Here is a 17,071-nt window from a genome sequence, read left to right on the forward strand (position 1 = left end):
CTCTTGCAAAGGGCAAGAGCCAATAAATCGTTAGTTGTAATAATTTCTAATAAAACCAAGTGTTTTTTCACACTCATCTCGGCTGCCAATACTGATGCGAACGCAGTTGTCGATTGGCGAGTTACGCAGAATAATTCCGTTATCCCAAGCTGCTTTAAATATTGCGTCACCGTCAGGGAATTTAACCAAAAGGTAGTTGCCCCACCCTTCAAATATCTCCAGACCTTGAATCATCGACAAACCAACTTGAAGGTAAGCGCGATTGGCATTAAGGTCTAGCACTTGATATTTAGCGCGCGCTAAACCAGCTTCTGACAAGGCTTGCGTCGCAATTTCAGCCACTGGGATTGGCACTGGATACGGTGCAATCACCTTAAGCAAAACATTGATTAGCTCTTCATTCGCGAGTGTGAAACCGCAGCGAAGGCCTGCTAATGCGAAGGCTTTTGACAGCGTACGTAGAATCGCTAGATTTGGATATTCTGCCAACAAGTCAACTGTCGAAGCCTCTGGACAAAAATCGATATACGCTTCATCCATTACGACAATCGCTTTGCCTTTGGTCATCTCCAATAAAGAAACGATATCTTCACGCTTAACTAAGTTACCTGTTGGGTTATTTGGGCTACACACAAAGACTAACTTAACGCTATCTAGGTTTTGCGCAATGCCCTCAAGGTCTAACTGCCAATCAGCAGTAAGTGGAACCGTCTTACGTTCAACACCAATAGTTTCCGCACTGATCGAATACATTCCATAAGTTGGAGGGCAGTATAAGATCGCATCTTCGCCTGGCTCACAAAACGCGCGGATAAGCAGTTCAATACCTTCATCAGCACCACGAGAAGTGAGTGTTTGCTCAGGTTTAACTCCCGCGTATGCCGCATAAGCTTCAATTAACGCTTTAGGCTGACATTCGCTGTAACGATTCAAACGCGAGAAGTCCGTTTTGTATTCATTATCAAACGGAGATTCATTGGCGTTGAGCCAAACATCACCCGTACCACCGATACGTCTTGCTGAAAGATAAGGCGTCAGTTTTTGAACTTGTTTACGTGCTAGCTTTTCCATCTCAAACTTCCTTATGCTTTCGACGCTAACTTTTCAACGCGAATTGTTACTGCGCGTTTGTGCGCATCTAAACCTTCCGCTTCAGCCATAGTCACGACTGTTGGTGCAAGAATCTGTAGGCCTTCTGCACTCAATTCTTGCACTGTCATGCGCTTAGAAAAATCAGCAAGACCAAGGCTTGAGTAAGTACGCGTATAACCGTAAGTCGGCAGTACGTGGTTCGTACCTGACGCATAATCACCTGCAGATTCTGGCGACCAGTCACCCAAGAAGATTGAACCAGCGTTGTCTAACAGCGGCAATAGCTCACGTGGGTTCTTGGTTTGCACAATCAAGTGCTCTGGACCGTAGTAATTCGAGATAGAAACCGCTTGTGTCAGTGACTCCGAAATAATGATCAAGCTTGACGCCAACGCTTTCTCGGCGATATCTGCGCGCGAAAGCTCTTTTAGTTGACGCTGAACCGCATCAGTTACCTGATCGGCAATCACTGGGGAAGGCGTAACCAACACAACTTGTGAATCAGGGCCGTGCTCTGCTTGGCTAAGCAGGTCAGCCGCAATAAAGTCCGCATCAGCAGTATCATCCGCCAGAACCAGTACTTCTGATGGGCCAGCAGGCATATCAATCGCAGCACCGCGAAAATCATTGCTTACTTGACGCTTTGCTTCCGTCACATAAGCGTTACCCGGACCAAAAATCTTATCCACTTTAGAAACCGATTCAGTGCCGTAGGCCATTGCCGCGACTGCTTGGCCACCGCCTACGTTGTACACCTCATCAATACCACACAGTTTTGCTACATAAAGGATCTCATCGGCAATCGGTGGCGGCGAACAAAGAACAACCTTACGACACCCTGCAATCTTTGCAGGTACACCTAGCATAAGCACGGTTGACGGTAGTGGCGCACTGCCACCTGGAATATATAATCCCACTTTTTGAATTGGGCGAGTCACTTGCTCACACACTACGCCCGGTTGAGTCTCTACCTTAATTGGCTGCGGCTTTTGCGCCTTGTGAAACTTTGCAATATTGGCATAAGCTTGCTCTAACGCCTGCTTCATCTTGTCTGATAAACGGTCGCATGCCTCATCCACTTCTTGTTGAGATACGCGAATAGACGCAGGTTTTACACCATCAAATTTTTCAGTTAACTCTTGAAGGGCTGCATCGCCTTCTTTACGTACTTTAGCGATAACTTCAGCAACCGCCGCAGTAATGTTTGCGCCTTCTGTGATCGCTGGACGTTCAAGAATCGAATCTTGCTGCGTCTCACTTAATGATTGCCAAACGACTGTTCTCATCGCGACTACCCCATCATTTTTTCGATTGGAAGAACCAGAATTGAACTTGCGCCGAGCTCTTTAAGCTGCTCCATGGTTTCCCAGAACAGATTTTCAGTACTCACTAGGTGTACCGCTACTTTGTCTTTGTCTGATGATAGAGGTAGCACTGTTGGGTCTTCAGCGCCTGGAAGTAGAGACTTAATTTGCTCTAGTTTATCTGTCGGAGCATGCAGCATGATGTACTTAGATTCTTTCGCTTGCTGTACACCTTGCATACGAGTAAGTAGCTTCTCGATTAGCGCCGTTTTTTCTGCATCAAACTCACCGGTACGTTGAATTAGCGTCGCTTTCGATTTGAAGATAATTTCCGCTTCTTTAAGTCCGTTAGCTTCAAGTGTTGCACCTGTTGAAACAAGGTCAGCAATCGCATCCGCAAGACCTGCGCGCGGAGCCACTTCTACAGAACCCGTTAGCATACACGTCGAGAATGGAACACCTTGTTCATCCATATACGCTTTTAGTAGTTGTGGGTAGGTCGTTGCAATGCGCTTACCAGCAAGGTCTTGTGGGCCGTTGTACTGCTCATCTTTATCAATCGCAATTGAAAGACGGCAACCACCAAAATCTAAACGACGCAGTGGAACAAAGTCACATGGCTCACCTAACGCTTTGCGATCAAGGCGCACTTCTTCCAGTTCGTTCTCACCGATGAAGCCAAGGTCAACCACGCCATCCATGATTAGGCCAGGAATGTCGTCATCACGAACAAGCAGAAGATCAATTGGCATATTTAGTGAGTGCACAACCAGACGCTCACCCATGATGTTAAATTTCACGCCGCACTTTTTAAGCAGAGTTTGGCACTCTTTACTTAGGCGACCTTTCTTTTGAATTGCGATTCTTAGGCGTTGTGTTTGCATTGCTGTATCCCTGTGCAAGATTTTGTAATTCGTAAACTTTTTTAAAACTGTAAAACTAAAAAACCCTCGGAAGAGTGTATCTCCCGAGGGTTCTAAATCTTGTAGTTTGCGATTTTAGCCTCCGGGAGTTTCCTGTCTCCCGGGTATGCGTGCATCTCCCGAAAGACTAGACTGGGTGATGGTGATGATGAATATTCATGACTAATTTACGCATACTTAATAAGCTCTTCTGTTTCGCTTTGTTGATATCCACACTAACCAAGGTGTAAACATTTTTCAACCATTTATTTAAACTTTTTTCATTTTGTCATATACAAATAAAAAGGGAGCCGAAGCTCCCTTTAACATTGCGATTTATATCATGTCGTTATGCGTTCTGACAGCTCGCCATTTTTGACTTTGACAGTACCGAAAGCAACACACAGACAGCTATAAATGCAGCCATTGATGCGGCGAATGAAATACCGATTGATGCTGTCATACCTAACGTAATGAAGCCGATACAAGAAACCGCTGCGACAGAAAGTGCGTAAGGCAGCTGCGTCGCAACATGGTCAATATGATTACAACGAGCACCTGTTGAAGAGAGAATCGTTGTATCTGAGATAGGTGAACAGTGGTCACCAAATACTGAACCAGCCAGTACTGCACTTAGCATAGGAAGCATTAGCGCTAAATCTGTCGCACCTGCCATATCACCTGCAATCGGTAGCATGATACCGAACGTACCCCATGATGTCCCCGTTGAGAATGCCATAAGACCAGACAATAGGAACAAGATAACAGGAAGCCAATGTGGGTTGATGTTGCCTTGTGCAAGCGTCGATAGGTATTTACCTGTGTTCATATCACCGATCACAGAACCAATCGTCCAAGCAAAAACAAGAATCAAGATTGCGCCAAACATCGATTTAGCACCAATCCATAGTGTACGTGTAATCTCAGTTGCTGCGATACCTTGCTTAAGCACAGTAAATAGAGCAACGGCTAAACCAACAAGACCACCATAGATTAGCGATGTACCTACATCAGTATTCTCAAACGCGCCCAGCAGATTAAATTCAATACCGTCAGCAGCAAGTGCTTGACCGCCGGTGTACATCATAGAAGCGATCGTCGCGATGATTAGGAATACGATAGGCAAAATAAGATCAGATACCTTACCGCCCTCGCTTTCTTGAATATCCAATTCTTCATTTAGCTCATGAGCTTCTTCTGAATCTTCCGCTTGCTCTTTAGCAAAGCCATGGCCACGTGAAGCTGCGATTTCATGCTCGCGCATTTTACCAATATCTAAACCAAACCACGCAACGGCAAATACCATCAGTAGTGCAAAGATTGCGTAGAAGTTCATTGGGATAAGGCGAACGTAAGCACCTAAAGCTGAATACTCAGTAATACCGTGAGAAACTAAGATACCACCAATAATCGTCATGATGTATGCACCCCAGCTTGATGCTGGCATGATCACACACATAGGTGCAGCAGTAGAGTCCAGAATATAAGCCAGCTTAGCACGTGAGACATAAAAACGGTCAGTAACAGGGCGTGAAATCGCACCTACTGCAAGGCTATTAAAGTAATCGTCAACAAAGATGAACACACCTAGAAAAGCAGCCAGAAGTTTAGAACCTCGTTTGCTCTTTACTCGTGTTTGAGCCCACTCAGCGAATGCACGTGTACCACCTGACAGTGTCAGCAGCGCGGTCATCATACCAAGTAGTAATAGGAAGCCAACGATACTCATATTCCAAGTGTTGATACCACCATCTTCAACAAATACGCTCGATACCGTTGAAGCGACGTAGCCAAGCGCGCTACCGAATGAGTAGTCATTCAGTAAAATAGCGCCAAGAACAATACCAACACCCAGTGAAACAAGTACACGGCGTGTAAGGATAGCAAGACTCAAAGCCACAATAGGCGGCAATAGAGACAAAGGAGATGATGCAAAATCAATTAAATTCATGATCTTCAAAAACCAGTAATAAATGGTTAGAGATCTACTGCAGACTCATTGAAGGAACTCATTTCCTAACAAATAAGCAAAAAGAAGCGACGGGAAAGCGATTGCTTATCCCAGCCCTACAGTAGCGCTCCATAGTTTTACAAAATTATAGACTATGGCAGTGTTACCCCTTTCGAGTGTAACCCCAGCGAACGTCTTTGATATGAACATTCACTTCGGCGAAATACCCTTTCCTGCTTACTCATTGGCATCACCCCAGTAAACATTACTTATTTATTCCGCGCCTCTACCGCGAATGATGGAATTTTAAACTATTGAAAAATCATTTTAACAACAATTTAACCAACACTACGCATTAGGTTCCGCCCATTGTACTTATCTAGGTTACCATTTCAACATATCATTCCATTTTTATTGTTAAAGTTATAGCTAATGACTCGTGCTTAAGGTTGCACTGCTAATGAATAGTCATCCTAGCGCGGGAAGAGAGTTCATCAGTTAAAATAATCACCCCATAGAATATCATTCCATATAACGGTACTCATACTTTCATTACTAGTCATGTAAGTAAGGTAGCGTTGGATGTAACTGACTTTGACAACAATATCCACACAAAGCATATTGTTAGACATATAAGTTATACGCATTTGATAAATATTGATCACGATTTATATGAAACTAAAGTGACAATGTGCATCTTAGCTCCTTCTCGTTTACTCATTAATCCAAATTAGATTTTAAATAACGGCGTTAAACGAATTAAATAATACAAAAATAGTTATTTAAATCTATTTCTCCGATTGTATTATTTAATTCCACAGTTTATGATTCGTATATCGGCAACTTATATATGAAGAGATGAATAAATGTCGGAACTAACAAAGACACTGTTAAACATTCGTAGTCTACGTGCATTTTCACGTGAACTAACTTTAGAGCAACTAGAAGAAGCTTTAGATAAACTGACTATCGTAGTAAACGAGAGTAAAGAATCTGAAGAAGCTGACCGCGCTGCCGCTGCAGAGCAAGAAGCGAAACTTGCTGCAATTGCAGAGCAAATCTCTAAAGATGGCATTGATGTTGAAGCTTTGATTTCAGCTTTATCTGGTAAATCAAAAACTAAGACAAAATCAAAGCGTGCTCCTCGCCCAGCTAAATACAAATATGTAGATACAACTGGTGAAGAGAAAACTTGGACTGGTCAAGGTCGTACGCCTTCAGCAATCCAAGAACAATTAGATGCTGGCAAATCGCTAGAAGATTTCCTAATCTAATCGTACTAATCAGTATTGATAATAAAAAGCGCCTATATGGCGCTTTTTTGTTGTCTGCAAATTCAGAAAAGCCCCACAAAAGTGAGGCTCTAATTATTGTGACGTTATTGAATTAACGTTCCCAATATGCTTCTTCTAAGCTATCTTCACGCTCTGGTAGGCCACGCGATAAACGAGGTGAGTGCTGTACCAACACTTCATAACTTGCGCGGTTTGAATATTTACATACCTGAGAGAAAGAAGAGTAAGTTAGGTAAGTATGAGCATGCTTACTTGAATTTGGCACATTCTCTCTGTGATATTTATTCGCAGCCATGTCATGCAACAACGCTGATAGAGCCGCATCACCCGCACCATTAGTATTTTTAATTTTCTCTGGTCCACCCATATAAGGTGCAATATGTGAATACACTTTAATTGGGTTGTCACATAGCTCTTTCGAAGCTGGGCGACTAAATTCGTAGCGGTTAAACTCAGCGATACTACCTGGCAGTAACGGCAGAGATGTTTCGCGTTTAGCAGAATCTTCAGTATAACCTGCCATGAACAGACCTACAGGCCCTGCAGTACAAAGTACAAGGTCAACCCACTCTAGCGCTTTATCTGATGCAGCTAATGGCTCTGATTCACCCGTCAGTGCTTCCGCTTCATCTTCATTCATCGCCACCACAGACACATGATCGCGCAAGAAATCCTGCCAGAATTTAGGATCGTCTTGAATGACGAACTTAGTACCTAAAGTCAGTACAACTGGTACATCATGCTTTTTCGCGTACTCAATCGCTTTCATTGTCGCTTCTGGCATTGGATCGCCTTCTTTACAACGAACCAAATAAGCCGTCAGCACCAATGCAGACGCATTTTTGAAAATTTTCTCTGGGATACTTTCTGGCTTCAGTTGGTTCATTTGACCTTCACTGATAGCAAAAGTACGTTCGCCATCTTCCGTAATCAGCGCGAAACAGCGGCCAATCGCCCCTTCTACGCCTTGAAGATGGTTAAGGTCCATACGGCTAGATGTATTACATAGGTAACGGTAGCCATAGCTGCCAATTTTAATATCTTGGCTCATTACACCCAGTAACGTTGAGCGATCATCTGCAAGCACTGAGTAGTTATGAAGTGTATTACCGATCGTACCACCAGCGTATTCATTGGTGATCAGCGCACTCTCTTTTAATTCGTTGTAAAGCGCTTCAGCTGTTGTGTCATCAATTACTAGAGAGTGTCCCTTACTCAGATTATATTTTTCGATCAATTCACTGCTGACTTTCGCTTCAATATCAACCAAAGTCTGATCGATACCGATAATATGCGTACGTGACATTTTTTTGCTTTCTTGCGATTGGCTTACAAGCGGATCGCGAGCATGAACCGGAAAATAATGCTTAGATTTACGTTGACCAGGAAATTTCATAACTGTTTTTCTGCCGTAAAGGATTCTGAATAAGGGATGAAAAGAAGCCGGATTCTACCTTGCGCACGTGGGTGCGGCAATAAGCGCAAGTATAGCAAACGTTTGCAAGACTAATAATTTTGCTGGCGACTCAAGGTGTAATAAATAAGAGGGGAAAGTATTCGTGAGCAAGTGCCATTACCCACTCACGAATTAAGGGTTATTCGCCTTCCATAAAGCTAAGGTCTGGTAACGAATCCAAATTCTCAGAATAACGCTTTAAGTCAAACTCACTGTCATTTTTCATCACATCAAAGATCTCAATCGCTACGGCACAAGCCATCATCGCTACCGCATCTTCACGTGGTGTACCTGTCATCATCAGGCGCATTAGTGTTTCTTTGGTTTTCATTGGATTGCCATCAGCTAGCTGGTTTTCGATCACTTCAACTAACTGCTCTTCACCCATCATCTGATTTTCATCAGTCATATTATTTTCTCGTAGTGACTTGAATTCCGCTTACTATGCCATATATAGGCACTCTATACTTGTAAAACCGCAGATATAGTGAAAATAGCAAGTGTGATTTCCGTCTCGGATCTGTCCCACTGCTACGCTTTCTGATAAAATCTGCGTCCAGTTAATTTAAGTGGTGTTTAGTAATGTCTGACAACTGTACTGATAACAGTCAAAAGAAAGTCATCGTTGGCATGTCCGGCGGTGTTGATTCATCGGTTTCTGCTTACCTTCTCAAGCAACAGGGCTACCAAGTAGAAGGCCTGTTCATGAAGAACTGGGAAGAAGATGACAATGAAGAGTACTGTACAGCAGCAGAAGATCTTGCCGATGCGCAAGCAGTGTGTGACAAGCTAGGCATTCACCTACATACAATTAACTTTGCTGCAGAATACTGGGATAACGTATTTGAGTACTTCTTAGCGGAATACAAAGCGGGACGTACACCTAACCCTGATATCCTTTGCAACAAAGAGATCAAATTCAAAGCATTCTTAGAGTTTGCAGACGAAGTTCTTGACGCTGATTATATTGCGATGGGCCACTATGTTCGTCGCACCTTCCCGACGGCTGAAGAGCTAGCAGCAGGCGAAAAGCCTAAGATGTTACGTGGTCTTGATGGTAACAAAGACCAAAGCTACTTCTTATACACACTGAGCAGTGATCAAGTGGCGCGCAGCCTGTTCCCTGTTGGTGAGCTAGAAAAGCCAGAAGTTCGTCGCATCGCGGAAGAGCAAGATCTGATCACTGCGAAGAAAAAAGACTCAACAGGTATCTGTTTTATTGGTGAGCGCAAGTTTACCGACTTCCTTGGTCGTTACCTACCAGCTCAACCGGGTAACATTGAAACGCCAGAAGGCAAAGTCATCGGTCAACACAACGGCCTGATGTACCACACGCTAGGTCAACGTAAAGGCTTACACATTGGCGGCCAAAAAGGCGGCGGTGGTAACGAAGAACCATGGTTCGTTGGTGAAAAAGATCTTAAGCGTAACGTTCTAATTGCCGTACAAGGTAAAGACCATCCTATGCTTAAGTCTCAGGGGCTTATTGCCTCTCAACTGCACTGGGTCGATCGTGAAGCGATTAAAGAACCGTTACAATGCACTGTAAAAACTCGCTACCGTCAAACAGATATCCCATGTACTATCATCCCTATTGATGATGAGAACATCAAAGTTATCTTTGACGAACCGCAAGTTGCTGTTACGCCAGGACAATCAGCTGTTTTCTATAAAGATGAAATCTGCCTTGGTGGCGGTATCATCGAAGAGCGTATCTAATTTAATCGTAACCATCAGGAGTAGAATTACGTGGCTAACACACTTTACGACCGCACTATTGCATTTGCTGGAATCTGCCAAGCTGTCGCTTTGGTTCAACAAGTCGCTAAAAACGGTCACTGTGACTCTGACGCGTTTGAAACTTCTTTAAAAGCAATCCTAAACACCAACCCAAACAACACGGTGGGGGTTTATGGTCGTGAAGTCGATTTGAAGTTGGGCCTAGAATGTCTTGTGAAAGGCATTGATAGCACGCCGTCTGGCAGCGAGATCACTCGTTATATTATCAGTTTGATGGCACTTGAGCGTAAATTGCAGACGCGCAATGACGCTATGTCACAACTTGGTGACCGCATTCAAATGCTTGAGCGTCAGCTTGAGCACTTTGATCTGCTTGACGAGCAAATGCTCAGCAACCTAGCGAGTGTCTACTTAGATGTCATCAGCCCTGTTGGCCCACGTATTCAAGTAACAGGCACTCCAGCAGTACTGCAACAAACATCAAATCAACATAAAGTTCGCGCTCTGTTACTGTCAGGTATCCGCAGCGCCGTATTGTGGCGTCAAGTTGGTGGTAAACGCCGCCACCTGATTTTCGGCCGTAAAAAGATGGTCGAACAAGCTCAGATTCTACTCGCTAGAATGTCATAATCTCTACAAGCTCGCACATGGATGCGAGCTTGTTGTTTATGCCAGTACAACACTTTTCTTATACCAGCACATCGCTCACGCAAACGTTTGCGCAATATTCGTGACAAATGGCTCAGATACTGGTATAAAGCTCTCAAAATTTCGAAACTCAATTTTTCAGGAGAACATCATGGAACTGTCAGCATTGACTGCTGTTTCACCAGTAGACGGTCGTTACGGAAGTAAAACTATTGCACTTCGCAGCATCTTTAGTGAGTTTGGTCTACTAAAGTACCGCTCTATCGTTGAAATTCGTTGGTTACAAAAGCTTGCAGCTACAGATGCAATCAAAGAAGTTCCTGCATTCAGCGCAGAAGCAAACACGTTCCTAGATGAGCTAGCAGCAAACTTCTCTGAAGAAGACGCAGCTCGTATCAAAGAGATCGAACGTACAACCAACCACGACGTTAAGGCTGTAGAATACTTCCTTAAAGAGAAAGTGGCTGGCGTTCCTGAACTGCACGCTGTTAATGAGTTCATCCACTTTGCATGTACTTCAGAAGACATCAACAACACTTCTCACGCACTAATGCTTAAAGAAGCTCGTGACGAAGTTATTCTTCCTGAAATCCAAAACATCATCGACGCAATCAAAGCGCTTGCTGTTGAATACCGCGACATTCCACTGCTTTCTCGTACGCACGGTCAGCCAGCTTCTCCATCAACAATGGGTAAAGAGATGGCGAACGTTGCATACCGTATGGAACGTCAATACAAGCAAATTGCTAATGTTGAGATCTTAGGTAAGGTTAACGGCGCGGTAGGTAACTACAACGCTCACCTTTCAGCTTACCCAGAAGTAGATTGGCACCAGTTCTCTGAAGAGTTCATTACTGAGTCTCTAGGCGTAACTTGGAACCCGTACACTACTCAGATTGAGCCGCACGATTACATCGCTGAACTATTCGATGCTGTTGCACGTTTCAACACTATCCTAATCGACTTCGATCGTGACGTTTGGGGTTACATTGCACTAGGTCACTTCAAGCAGAAGACTGTTGCAGGTGAAATTGGTTCATCAACAATGCCACACAAAGTTAACCCAATCGATTTTGAAAACTCTGAAGGTAACCTAGGCCTAGCAAACGCTGTATTTGGCCACCTAGCTCAGAAACTGCCTGTTTCTCGTTGGCAACGTGACCTAACTGACTCGACAGTTCTACGTAACCTAGGTGTTGGTGTTGGCTACGCAATCATCGCTTACACGTCTACGCTAAAAGGCATCAGCAAGCTTGAAGTTAACCGCGAAGCGCTGCTAGCTGAACTAGACAAGAACTGGGAAGTACTAGCTGAACCAGTACAAACAGTTATGCGTCGTTACGGCATCGAGAAGCCATACGAGAAGCTAAAAGAGCTAACTCGTGGTAAGCGCGTTGACGGTGAAGCAATGCGTAGCTTTATCGACGGTCTTGAGCTTCCTGAGCACGAGAAAGCACGTCTGAAAGAGATGACGCCAGCAAACTACATCGGCCAAGCAATTGAGCTAACTGACAAGCTGTAAGAAGCGCATAATACAAAAATTGAAAAGGGTTGATGTAAAAACATCAACCCTTTTGTTTTTTGTGTTTCATATTCGATAGTAAGTAGATAACTGATTTAGATTCACTACTCCGTCCTACGTCAATCTAGAGAATGACGCGCCATATAGCATCCGTCTCTCTGTCATCCCCGAGAACGAGGAACGAGAGAGTTGGGGATCTCTCAACGCTTGTCGAAAACTTAAAGAGATTCCTTACTCGCAACTTCGTTGCTCTAAGGAATGACTTCAAGCTGTATGGTTAGATTAACTCTCTACTCTTTCTGAAAAAACAGCGTGATCTGCCCTACTTCAATGCCGAATTTTTTAATTTTGGTTAAGTTGAAGACATGCTTACTGTCTTGTCGGTACATCCAGTCATCAAAAGAAACAGCCAGACTGGAATCATCCATCACGAGCTCGAAATCATATTGCCACTGCAAAGCATTGCCCAACTCTTTACCGGTGGCAACGCCAATGATGTCGTCTGCTCTACCTATATATTCACCGTTGTCTAATCGCTCTATAACCCAAATTCTCTGAGTTATCTCTCCATCAGCAAACACGAAGTCTTCCACCAAGGTTAACGTGTTGTCTTCTACACGGCCTTCTATCTTCACTTCAAACCTTCTCGTTTGTTGCTCAGAATAATCTTGGACCATACCCCAAGCCATCGTCTTGCCTTCAAAGTATTCAAACAAATTAAACGCCGGAGAAGCCTGCTGATAATCATCAAGGTCGCTTGAGCAGCCCGTAACAGAGATAAGCAGCAACACAGCAAGAAACTGTTTAAGCATTATTGTTCTCCTATAAGATTTTGGCGTAGCTGCGGATAGTCCGTCTTAGGCGAGAGCCAAATGGCTAAGAAAGCATCATTCATCAACTCTTCTTCGACTGTGCCAATACTTTTCATTGAGGCTAGATCACTGGTATAAAAAAACTCACCTTGGCTTCCATCGGTGACATAAGTGAGATTATGTCCCTTACTGATATCTGGGAAAATCGCTTCTAATTGCCCCACCCAGGCTTGAGTCGTATTATCGGTATAGCCTAGCTTCTGCCATTGCTCTTGGGTCGCCTCAAGCAGTTGACTACGAGAAATGTCTCTTTGATAGGTAATAGAAAGAGCTAATGGGTGAGGTGTGATATCTTGACCAACTGCGTATGAGCCTGTCGGGGTCAGAAGTTGAGACTGGTAAATATCGAAGAAAAGCATAGTAAGCTGAGCTTGCCCCACAGCATTCCACTTCCGCCAATCTCCCTCAGTCTCTTCATCAGGTCTAGCAGCAAATACATTACTTGCTAGTATCAAACACCCCGTTATCAGTATCGCTCTCATATCCATATACCTTTAGAATTACCGCTATCACGATTACCCACTCGACAAATAGGATGATTGCTGTGGTTGATAGCGATGAACCAAAAGAAACCGCGCCTAATTTGCTTCCAGCGACATAACTAAGGGAACCGGCTATGCCTCCAACAACTATTACGATAATGGCTGGATATTGGTTCACATAAGGATAAAGAAAATAGGCATACCATGCGAAGATAGCCCACAGTGCGACAAGCCAGTAAGGTATCCCAGTTTGATCAAATTCAAACCAGCCCATAGCGATATTGAAGTAATCAAGCAGAGAGCCAAATACCACTATGCCCACCAACTTCTTCCACTCAATATTGGTATTAATTGAGGTAGCAAGCATGGTTATTATAACTAGCGACATCGTTAAATATTGCCATTGCGCTTGCCCCATTACCGCCAAGAACCATAGCAGTTGAAACCACGTCGACATTAAAATAAGGCGTTTCATACTAATTACCTACAATACGTGCTCAGCTATGGGCGCTGGAATGTCATATGTACGGTACTGATCGACTTCGCTTTAAAGCCCCCTTCACAGTAACAAAAGTAATAGTTCCACATTCGAATAAATCGCTGATCAAACCCTAACTGTTCTACTTGTTGAAGGTGATGATTGAACTTTATATACCAGTGATTCAATGTTTGAGCATAGTCCTGCCCTATGTCATAAAGATCTCTTAGGATCAGATCGCTGCTATTTGTTGTCGCTTGTGTCAGCGCTGTAATTGAAGGTAGAAAGCCGCCCGGGAAAATGTATTTCTGAATAAAGTCGACACTATTGCTGTAGTAGTCATAACGTTGATCGGCAATGGTTATTGCTTGAATCGCCATTAACCCACTAGGCTTTAATAAAGATTGGCATTTTTGAATATACGACGTTAAGAATTGCTTTCCGACCGCCTCTATCATCTCGATAGAAACCAATTTATCGAACTGGCCATTAAGATTACGATAATCTTCTTTTAGGAGAGTAATTCGGTCCTCTAAGCCTTTTTGCTCGATTTTCTGTTTGGCGTATTGGTACTGTTGTTCTGAAATTGTCGTCGTTGTGACGCGGCACCCATACTGCTCTGCCATATAGATTGCCATGGCCCCCCAACCTGTCCCGATCTCAATAACATTATCGTCTTCAGACAGTTTCAGTTGCTCGCACAAACGTTGCATCTTGTTTATTTGTGCCTGCTCTAGCGTGTCACTAGCGGAGTTGAATAAGCCCGATGAGTACAGCATCCGCTCGTCGAGAAACGTTTCATAAAGCTCATTACTCAAGTCATAATGGGCTCCGATGTTTTTCGCCGAATTACTCACTGTATTGCGGTTTAGCCAATGACTGACTTGGTTAACTAACTTAGACAATAGTGTTGTTCGGCTTTCAATCGAATCGAGTGCAGATAAGTTTAGAGCCATGAGTTCCATCAATTTGGTTAGGTCGGGACTCTCCCACCACCCATCCATATAGGCTTCCCCCGCGGCAATACTGCCTCCCTTGAGTAATCGTGAATAGAAAGCTGGGTTTTTCACTTCTATCAACGCATTAGGCTCGCTGCTATTTGGCCGCCCAAACACTTCTCTTAATCTCTGGGAAGAGCCCTGCTGGAAAGATTCAACAATCGTTAAGCTACCGACCTGAAGTTTGTTCAAGCAAGAGAATGCAATATTACGAGCACTCTTTTGAACCGTTGTGAGTTTGCGGGGTAATGGCAGCGTCTGTGAACTCATCATCTTTTATTCCCTTTATTATTTTTCGATATCAGCACTAGGTTGGTCACTACTGTCACAGTGATACTTCGGATGAGAATAGAAAGGAGCTCCCTTTATCCAAAGTTTTAGCGCATGCCAGTAAATACCTATGGTTACTTTTACTGCCATTACCGGCGTAGAGATCAAATGTTTGACTAATACTTTAGAGTTAAACGGATATTTGTGCATTTTCAAGGTCGCGTCGAACTCTTTCGAATCTCGATGACACTCTAAGTGGATAGAAAGTTGTCGCTCTAACGGTTTCAACTTCCATTGATATTGCTGAGCGATCGGGTTGAATGGAGAAACGTGAAACTGTTTTTTGTGCCGCCAAGTCGACTCATCTTTGGCGTTTAAGGCGTAATAGTGGCGTTCATTCCACGGAGTGTTACTCACTTCAGCTAAAAGATAACGCCACTGATTGTTTTCATCGTAGATGTAATAGAAATTTACCGGACTAAAATAGATACCGAGATACCGAAGATGGATCACTGCCTCAACACGACCTGAGATACGTTCTCCGGTCAGCTCCCAGACTTTATCAAGCACCGCCTGTTTCAAGTCCCCTTCACCTAGATAATCTTGGCGTTTAAATCGAGCCCAATGCCACCAGCGTGAGCCAAAACCCCAAACCTTTTTTTCAAGCTGGCCGATTTCATCCAAGTCAAGGCATGGCATGAATAAGGGGTAGCTCAAACTGTGTTTTACAGGCGTAAAACGTCTGTGCCTAACCATGCCAACCAATAAGGCGCTATTCATTTAAGCGACACCTTTTGAGCTGAGTTCCAAGCTGTCGATTCCCCGAACAACATCCAAGGCACTGCGTACACCATCTTCGTGAAAACCGTTATACCAGTAAGCACCACAAAACCACGTTTTATTTATCCCATTGATTTCACCACGCCTAGCCTGCGCATTAATTGTCTCCTGATTAAAAACAGGGTGGTGATAAACAAAACGCTTAAGAACCTTATCTGGATCAATTTGAGCACTGCTATTGAGTGATACACAAAACGTGTAGGGAGACTCTATATGCTGCAGGATGTTCATATTATAAGTCAGTGTCGGCGCTCGTGACTGTTCTGAGGAAGACCCATCCAACCAGTAATTCCAAGATGCCCAAGCCGCTTTTCGTTTCGGTAGCAACTGCTCGTCAGTGTGGAGAATGACCTCATTGGCCTGATAAGCAAGTCCTTTTAAAATGTTACTTTCAGCCTTGCTCGCGTCATGCAATAGTTTTTTCGCTTGATCGCTGTGGCAAGCAAAAATCACTTGGTCAAAACGCTCAACCTTTCCATTGGCACGTATGATGACCCCTGCAGAATCACGATGAACGGACTCAACAGGAGTGTTAAGTCTGATTCTATCTACAAAGCCTTTCGTTAGTGCTGGGATATACTCTCGCGAGCCTCCTTTGACCACATACCATTGGGGTCGGTTGGTGATATCAAGCAGACCATGATTAAGGAAGAATCGAGCAAAAAACTGTAATGGAAAGGCGCGCATATCCGCCAGTGTGGAGGACCAGATTGCTGCTCCCATCGGCAAGATGTAATTATCACAAAAATAGTCGCTGAACTTATGTTGGGCTAAGAAATCCCCAAGTGTGGACTTCCCTTGCTTGTCTTCACTCGCTATCTCTTTGACCATTCGGTTAAAACGTAAGATCTCGAGAATAAAAGAATAAAATTTCGGATTAAGCCAATTTCTGCGCTGAGCGAAAAGCGTTGAAATTGTATGGCCATTATATTCGAGTCCATTACTGTCGTTTCGAACACTGAAGCTCATTTGGCTTGGCTGACCTTCTACACCAATTTCGGCCATCAGTGCTATGAAACTAGGATAGGTTCGATCGTTGTATACGATAAAGCCGGTATCTACCGCGTAAGTCTTATCGTCAAGTTGAACATCAACCGTCGCTGTATGACCACCAATATAGTCATTGGCTTCGTAAAGAGTGACATCATGCTGACGATATAAGTAGTAACCACACGTCAATCCGGAAATCCCGGTACCAATTATTGCTATTTTCATGCAACC

The 17,071-nt window shown here is 43.8% G+C and carries 16 protein-coding genes, 1 riboswitch and 1 other annotated feature; of the genes, 4 read left to right on the forward strand and 12 right to left on the reverse strand.

Annotated elements, in window-relative coordinates:
* Positions 1-30 precede the first annotated feature (30 nt).
* The 4 genes from hisC to ELS82_RS04450 all read right to left on the reverse strand — a co-directional run bounded on the left by hisC (position 31) and on the right by ELS82_RS04450 (position 5,249).
* Positions 31-1,071 carry a histidinol-phosphate transaminase gene (gene hisC / locus ELS82_RS04435; RefSeq protein WP_134834377.1) on the reverse strand — a complete coding sequence of 347 codons (1,041 nt, stop codon included), beginning with the start codon at positions 1,069-1,071 and terminating at the stop codon, positions 31-33.
* A gap of 11 nt (positions 1,072-1,082) precedes the next feature.
* Positions 1,083-2,378, reverse strand: a complete 1,296-nt coding sequence (gene hisD / locus ELS82_RS04440) for a histidinol dehydrogenase (RefSeq protein ID WP_134834378.1) — start codon at positions 2,376-2,378, stop codon at positions 1,083-1,085.
* 5 nt (positions 2,379-2,383) lie between these two features.
* Complete coding sequence (gene hisG / locus ELS82_RS04445) at positions 2,384-3,280, reverse strand: ATP phosphoribosyltransferase (protein WP_134834379.1); 897 nt, start codon at positions 3,278-3,280, stop codon at positions 2,384-2,386.
* A gap of 54 nt (positions 3,281-3,334) precedes the next feature.
* Positions 3,335-3,471: a sequence feature (His leader region), on the reverse strand.
* Between the two features lie 176 nt (positions 3,472-3,647).
* Entirely contained in the window at positions 3,648-5,249 is a 1,602-nt protein-coding gene (locus tag ELS82_RS04450) for a Na+/H+ antiporter NhaC family protein (protein ID WP_134834380.1), read from the reverse strand.
* A 114-nt stretch (positions 5,250-5,363) separates the two neighbouring features.
* Positions 5,364-5,546: riboswitch (Lysine riboswitch) on the reverse strand.
* A gap of 569 nt (positions 5,547-6,115) precedes the next feature.
* Here ELS82_RS04450 and ELS82_RS04455 point away from each other — a divergent pair.
* Positions 6,116-6,523 (forward strand): H-NS family histone-like protein, encoded by a 408-nt coding sequence (locus ELS82_RS04455; RefSeq protein ID WP_134834381.1) that lies wholly within the window; start codon positions 6,116-6,118, stop codon positions 6,521-6,523.
* Positions 6,524-6,635: 112 nt separating this feature from the next.
* Here the strand turns inward: ELS82_RS04455 and ELS82_RS04460 are convergent, their stop codons facing one another.
* Positions 6,636-7,940, reverse strand: coding sequence for an inosine/guanosine kinase (locus tag ELS82_RS04460; RefSeq protein ID WP_134834382.1), 1,305 nt, complete (start codon positions 7,938-7,940; stop codon positions 6,636-6,638).
* Between the two features lie 199 nt (positions 7,941-8,139).
* Positions 8,140-8,409, reverse strand: a complete 270-nt coding sequence (locus ELS82_RS04465; protein WP_134834383.1) for a hypothetical protein — start codon at positions 8,407-8,409, stop codon at positions 8,140-8,142.
* Between the two features lie 173 nt (positions 8,410-8,582).
* Between ELS82_RS04465 and mnmA the strand changes: the two genes are divergently transcribed.
* The 3 genes from mnmA to purB all read left to right on the forward strand — a co-directional run bounded on the left by mnmA (position 8,583) and on the right by purB (position 11,910).
* Positions 8,583-9,719, forward strand: coding sequence for a tRNA 2-thiouridine(34) synthase MnmA (gene mnmA / locus ELS82_RS04470; protein WP_134834384.1), 1,137 nt, complete (start codon positions 8,583-8,585; stop codon positions 9,717-9,719).
* Positions 9,720-9,749: 30 nt separating this feature from the next.
* Positions 9,750-10,370 carry a high frequency lysogenization protein HflD gene (gene hflD, locus ELS82_RS04475; RefSeq protein WP_134834385.1) on the forward strand — a complete coding sequence of 207 codons (621 nt, stop codon included), beginning with the start codon at positions 9,750-9,752 and terminating at the stop codon, positions 10,368-10,370.
* A 169-nt stretch (positions 10,371-10,539) separates the two neighbouring features.
* Positions 10,540-11,910 carry an adenylosuccinate lyase gene (gene purB, locus ELS82_RS04480; RefSeq protein WP_134834386.1) on the forward strand — a complete coding sequence of 457 codons (1,371 nt, stop codon included), beginning with the start codon at positions 10,540-10,542 and terminating at the stop codon, positions 11,908-11,910.
* 290 nt (positions 11,911-12,200) lie between these two features.
* On the opposite strand, the gene ELS82_RS04485 is transcribed toward purB, so the two are convergent.
* Genes ELS82_RS04485 through ELS82_RS04510 form a run of 6 tightly spaced genes read right to left on the reverse strand, consistent with a single transcriptional unit; the run spans position 12,201 to position 17,065 of the window.
* Entirely contained in the window at positions 12,201-12,722 is a 522-nt protein-coding gene (locus tag ELS82_RS04485) for a DUF3833 domain-containing protein (protein ID WP_134834387.1), read from the reverse strand.
* Positions 12,722-13,264, reverse strand: coding sequence for a chalcone isomerase family protein (locus ELS82_RS04490; RefSeq protein WP_134834388.1), 543 nt, complete (start codon positions 13,262-13,264; stop codon positions 12,722-12,724). The genes ELS82_RS04485 and ELS82_RS04490 overlap by 1 nt, the downstream gene beginning before the upstream one ends.
* Positions 13,221-13,739 (reverse strand): DUF2878 domain-containing protein, encoded by a 519-nt coding sequence (locus tag ELS82_RS04495; protein WP_134834389.1) that lies wholly within the window; start codon positions 13,737-13,739, stop codon positions 13,221-13,223. The genes ELS82_RS04490 and ELS82_RS04495 overlap by 44 nt, the downstream gene beginning before the upstream one ends.
* Before the next feature lie 26 nt (positions 13,740-13,765).
* A complete protein-coding gene (locus tag ELS82_RS04500) occupies positions 13,766-15,013 on the reverse strand; it encodes an SAM-dependent methyltransferase (protein ID WP_134834390.1) in 1,248 nt (415 codons plus the stop codon).
* A 15-nt stretch (positions 15,014-15,028) separates the two neighbouring features.
* Positions 15,029-15,790, reverse strand: a complete 762-nt coding sequence (locus ELS82_RS04505) for a DUF1365 domain-containing protein (RefSeq protein ID WP_134834391.1) — start codon at positions 15,788-15,790, stop codon at positions 15,029-15,031.
* Positions 15,791-17,065 (reverse strand): NAD(P)/FAD-dependent oxidoreductase, encoded by a 1,275-nt coding sequence (locus ELS82_RS04510; protein ID WP_134834392.1) that lies wholly within the window; start codon positions 17,063-17,065, stop codon positions 15,791-15,793. It abuts the gene before it with no gap.
* Positions 17,066-17,071 lie beyond the last annotated feature (6 nt).

The organism is Vibrio ouci, assembly GCF_004551525.1.
Taxonomy (GTDB): Bacteria; Pseudomonadota; Gammaproteobacteria; order Enterobacterales; family Vibrionaceae; genus Vibrio; species Vibrio ouci.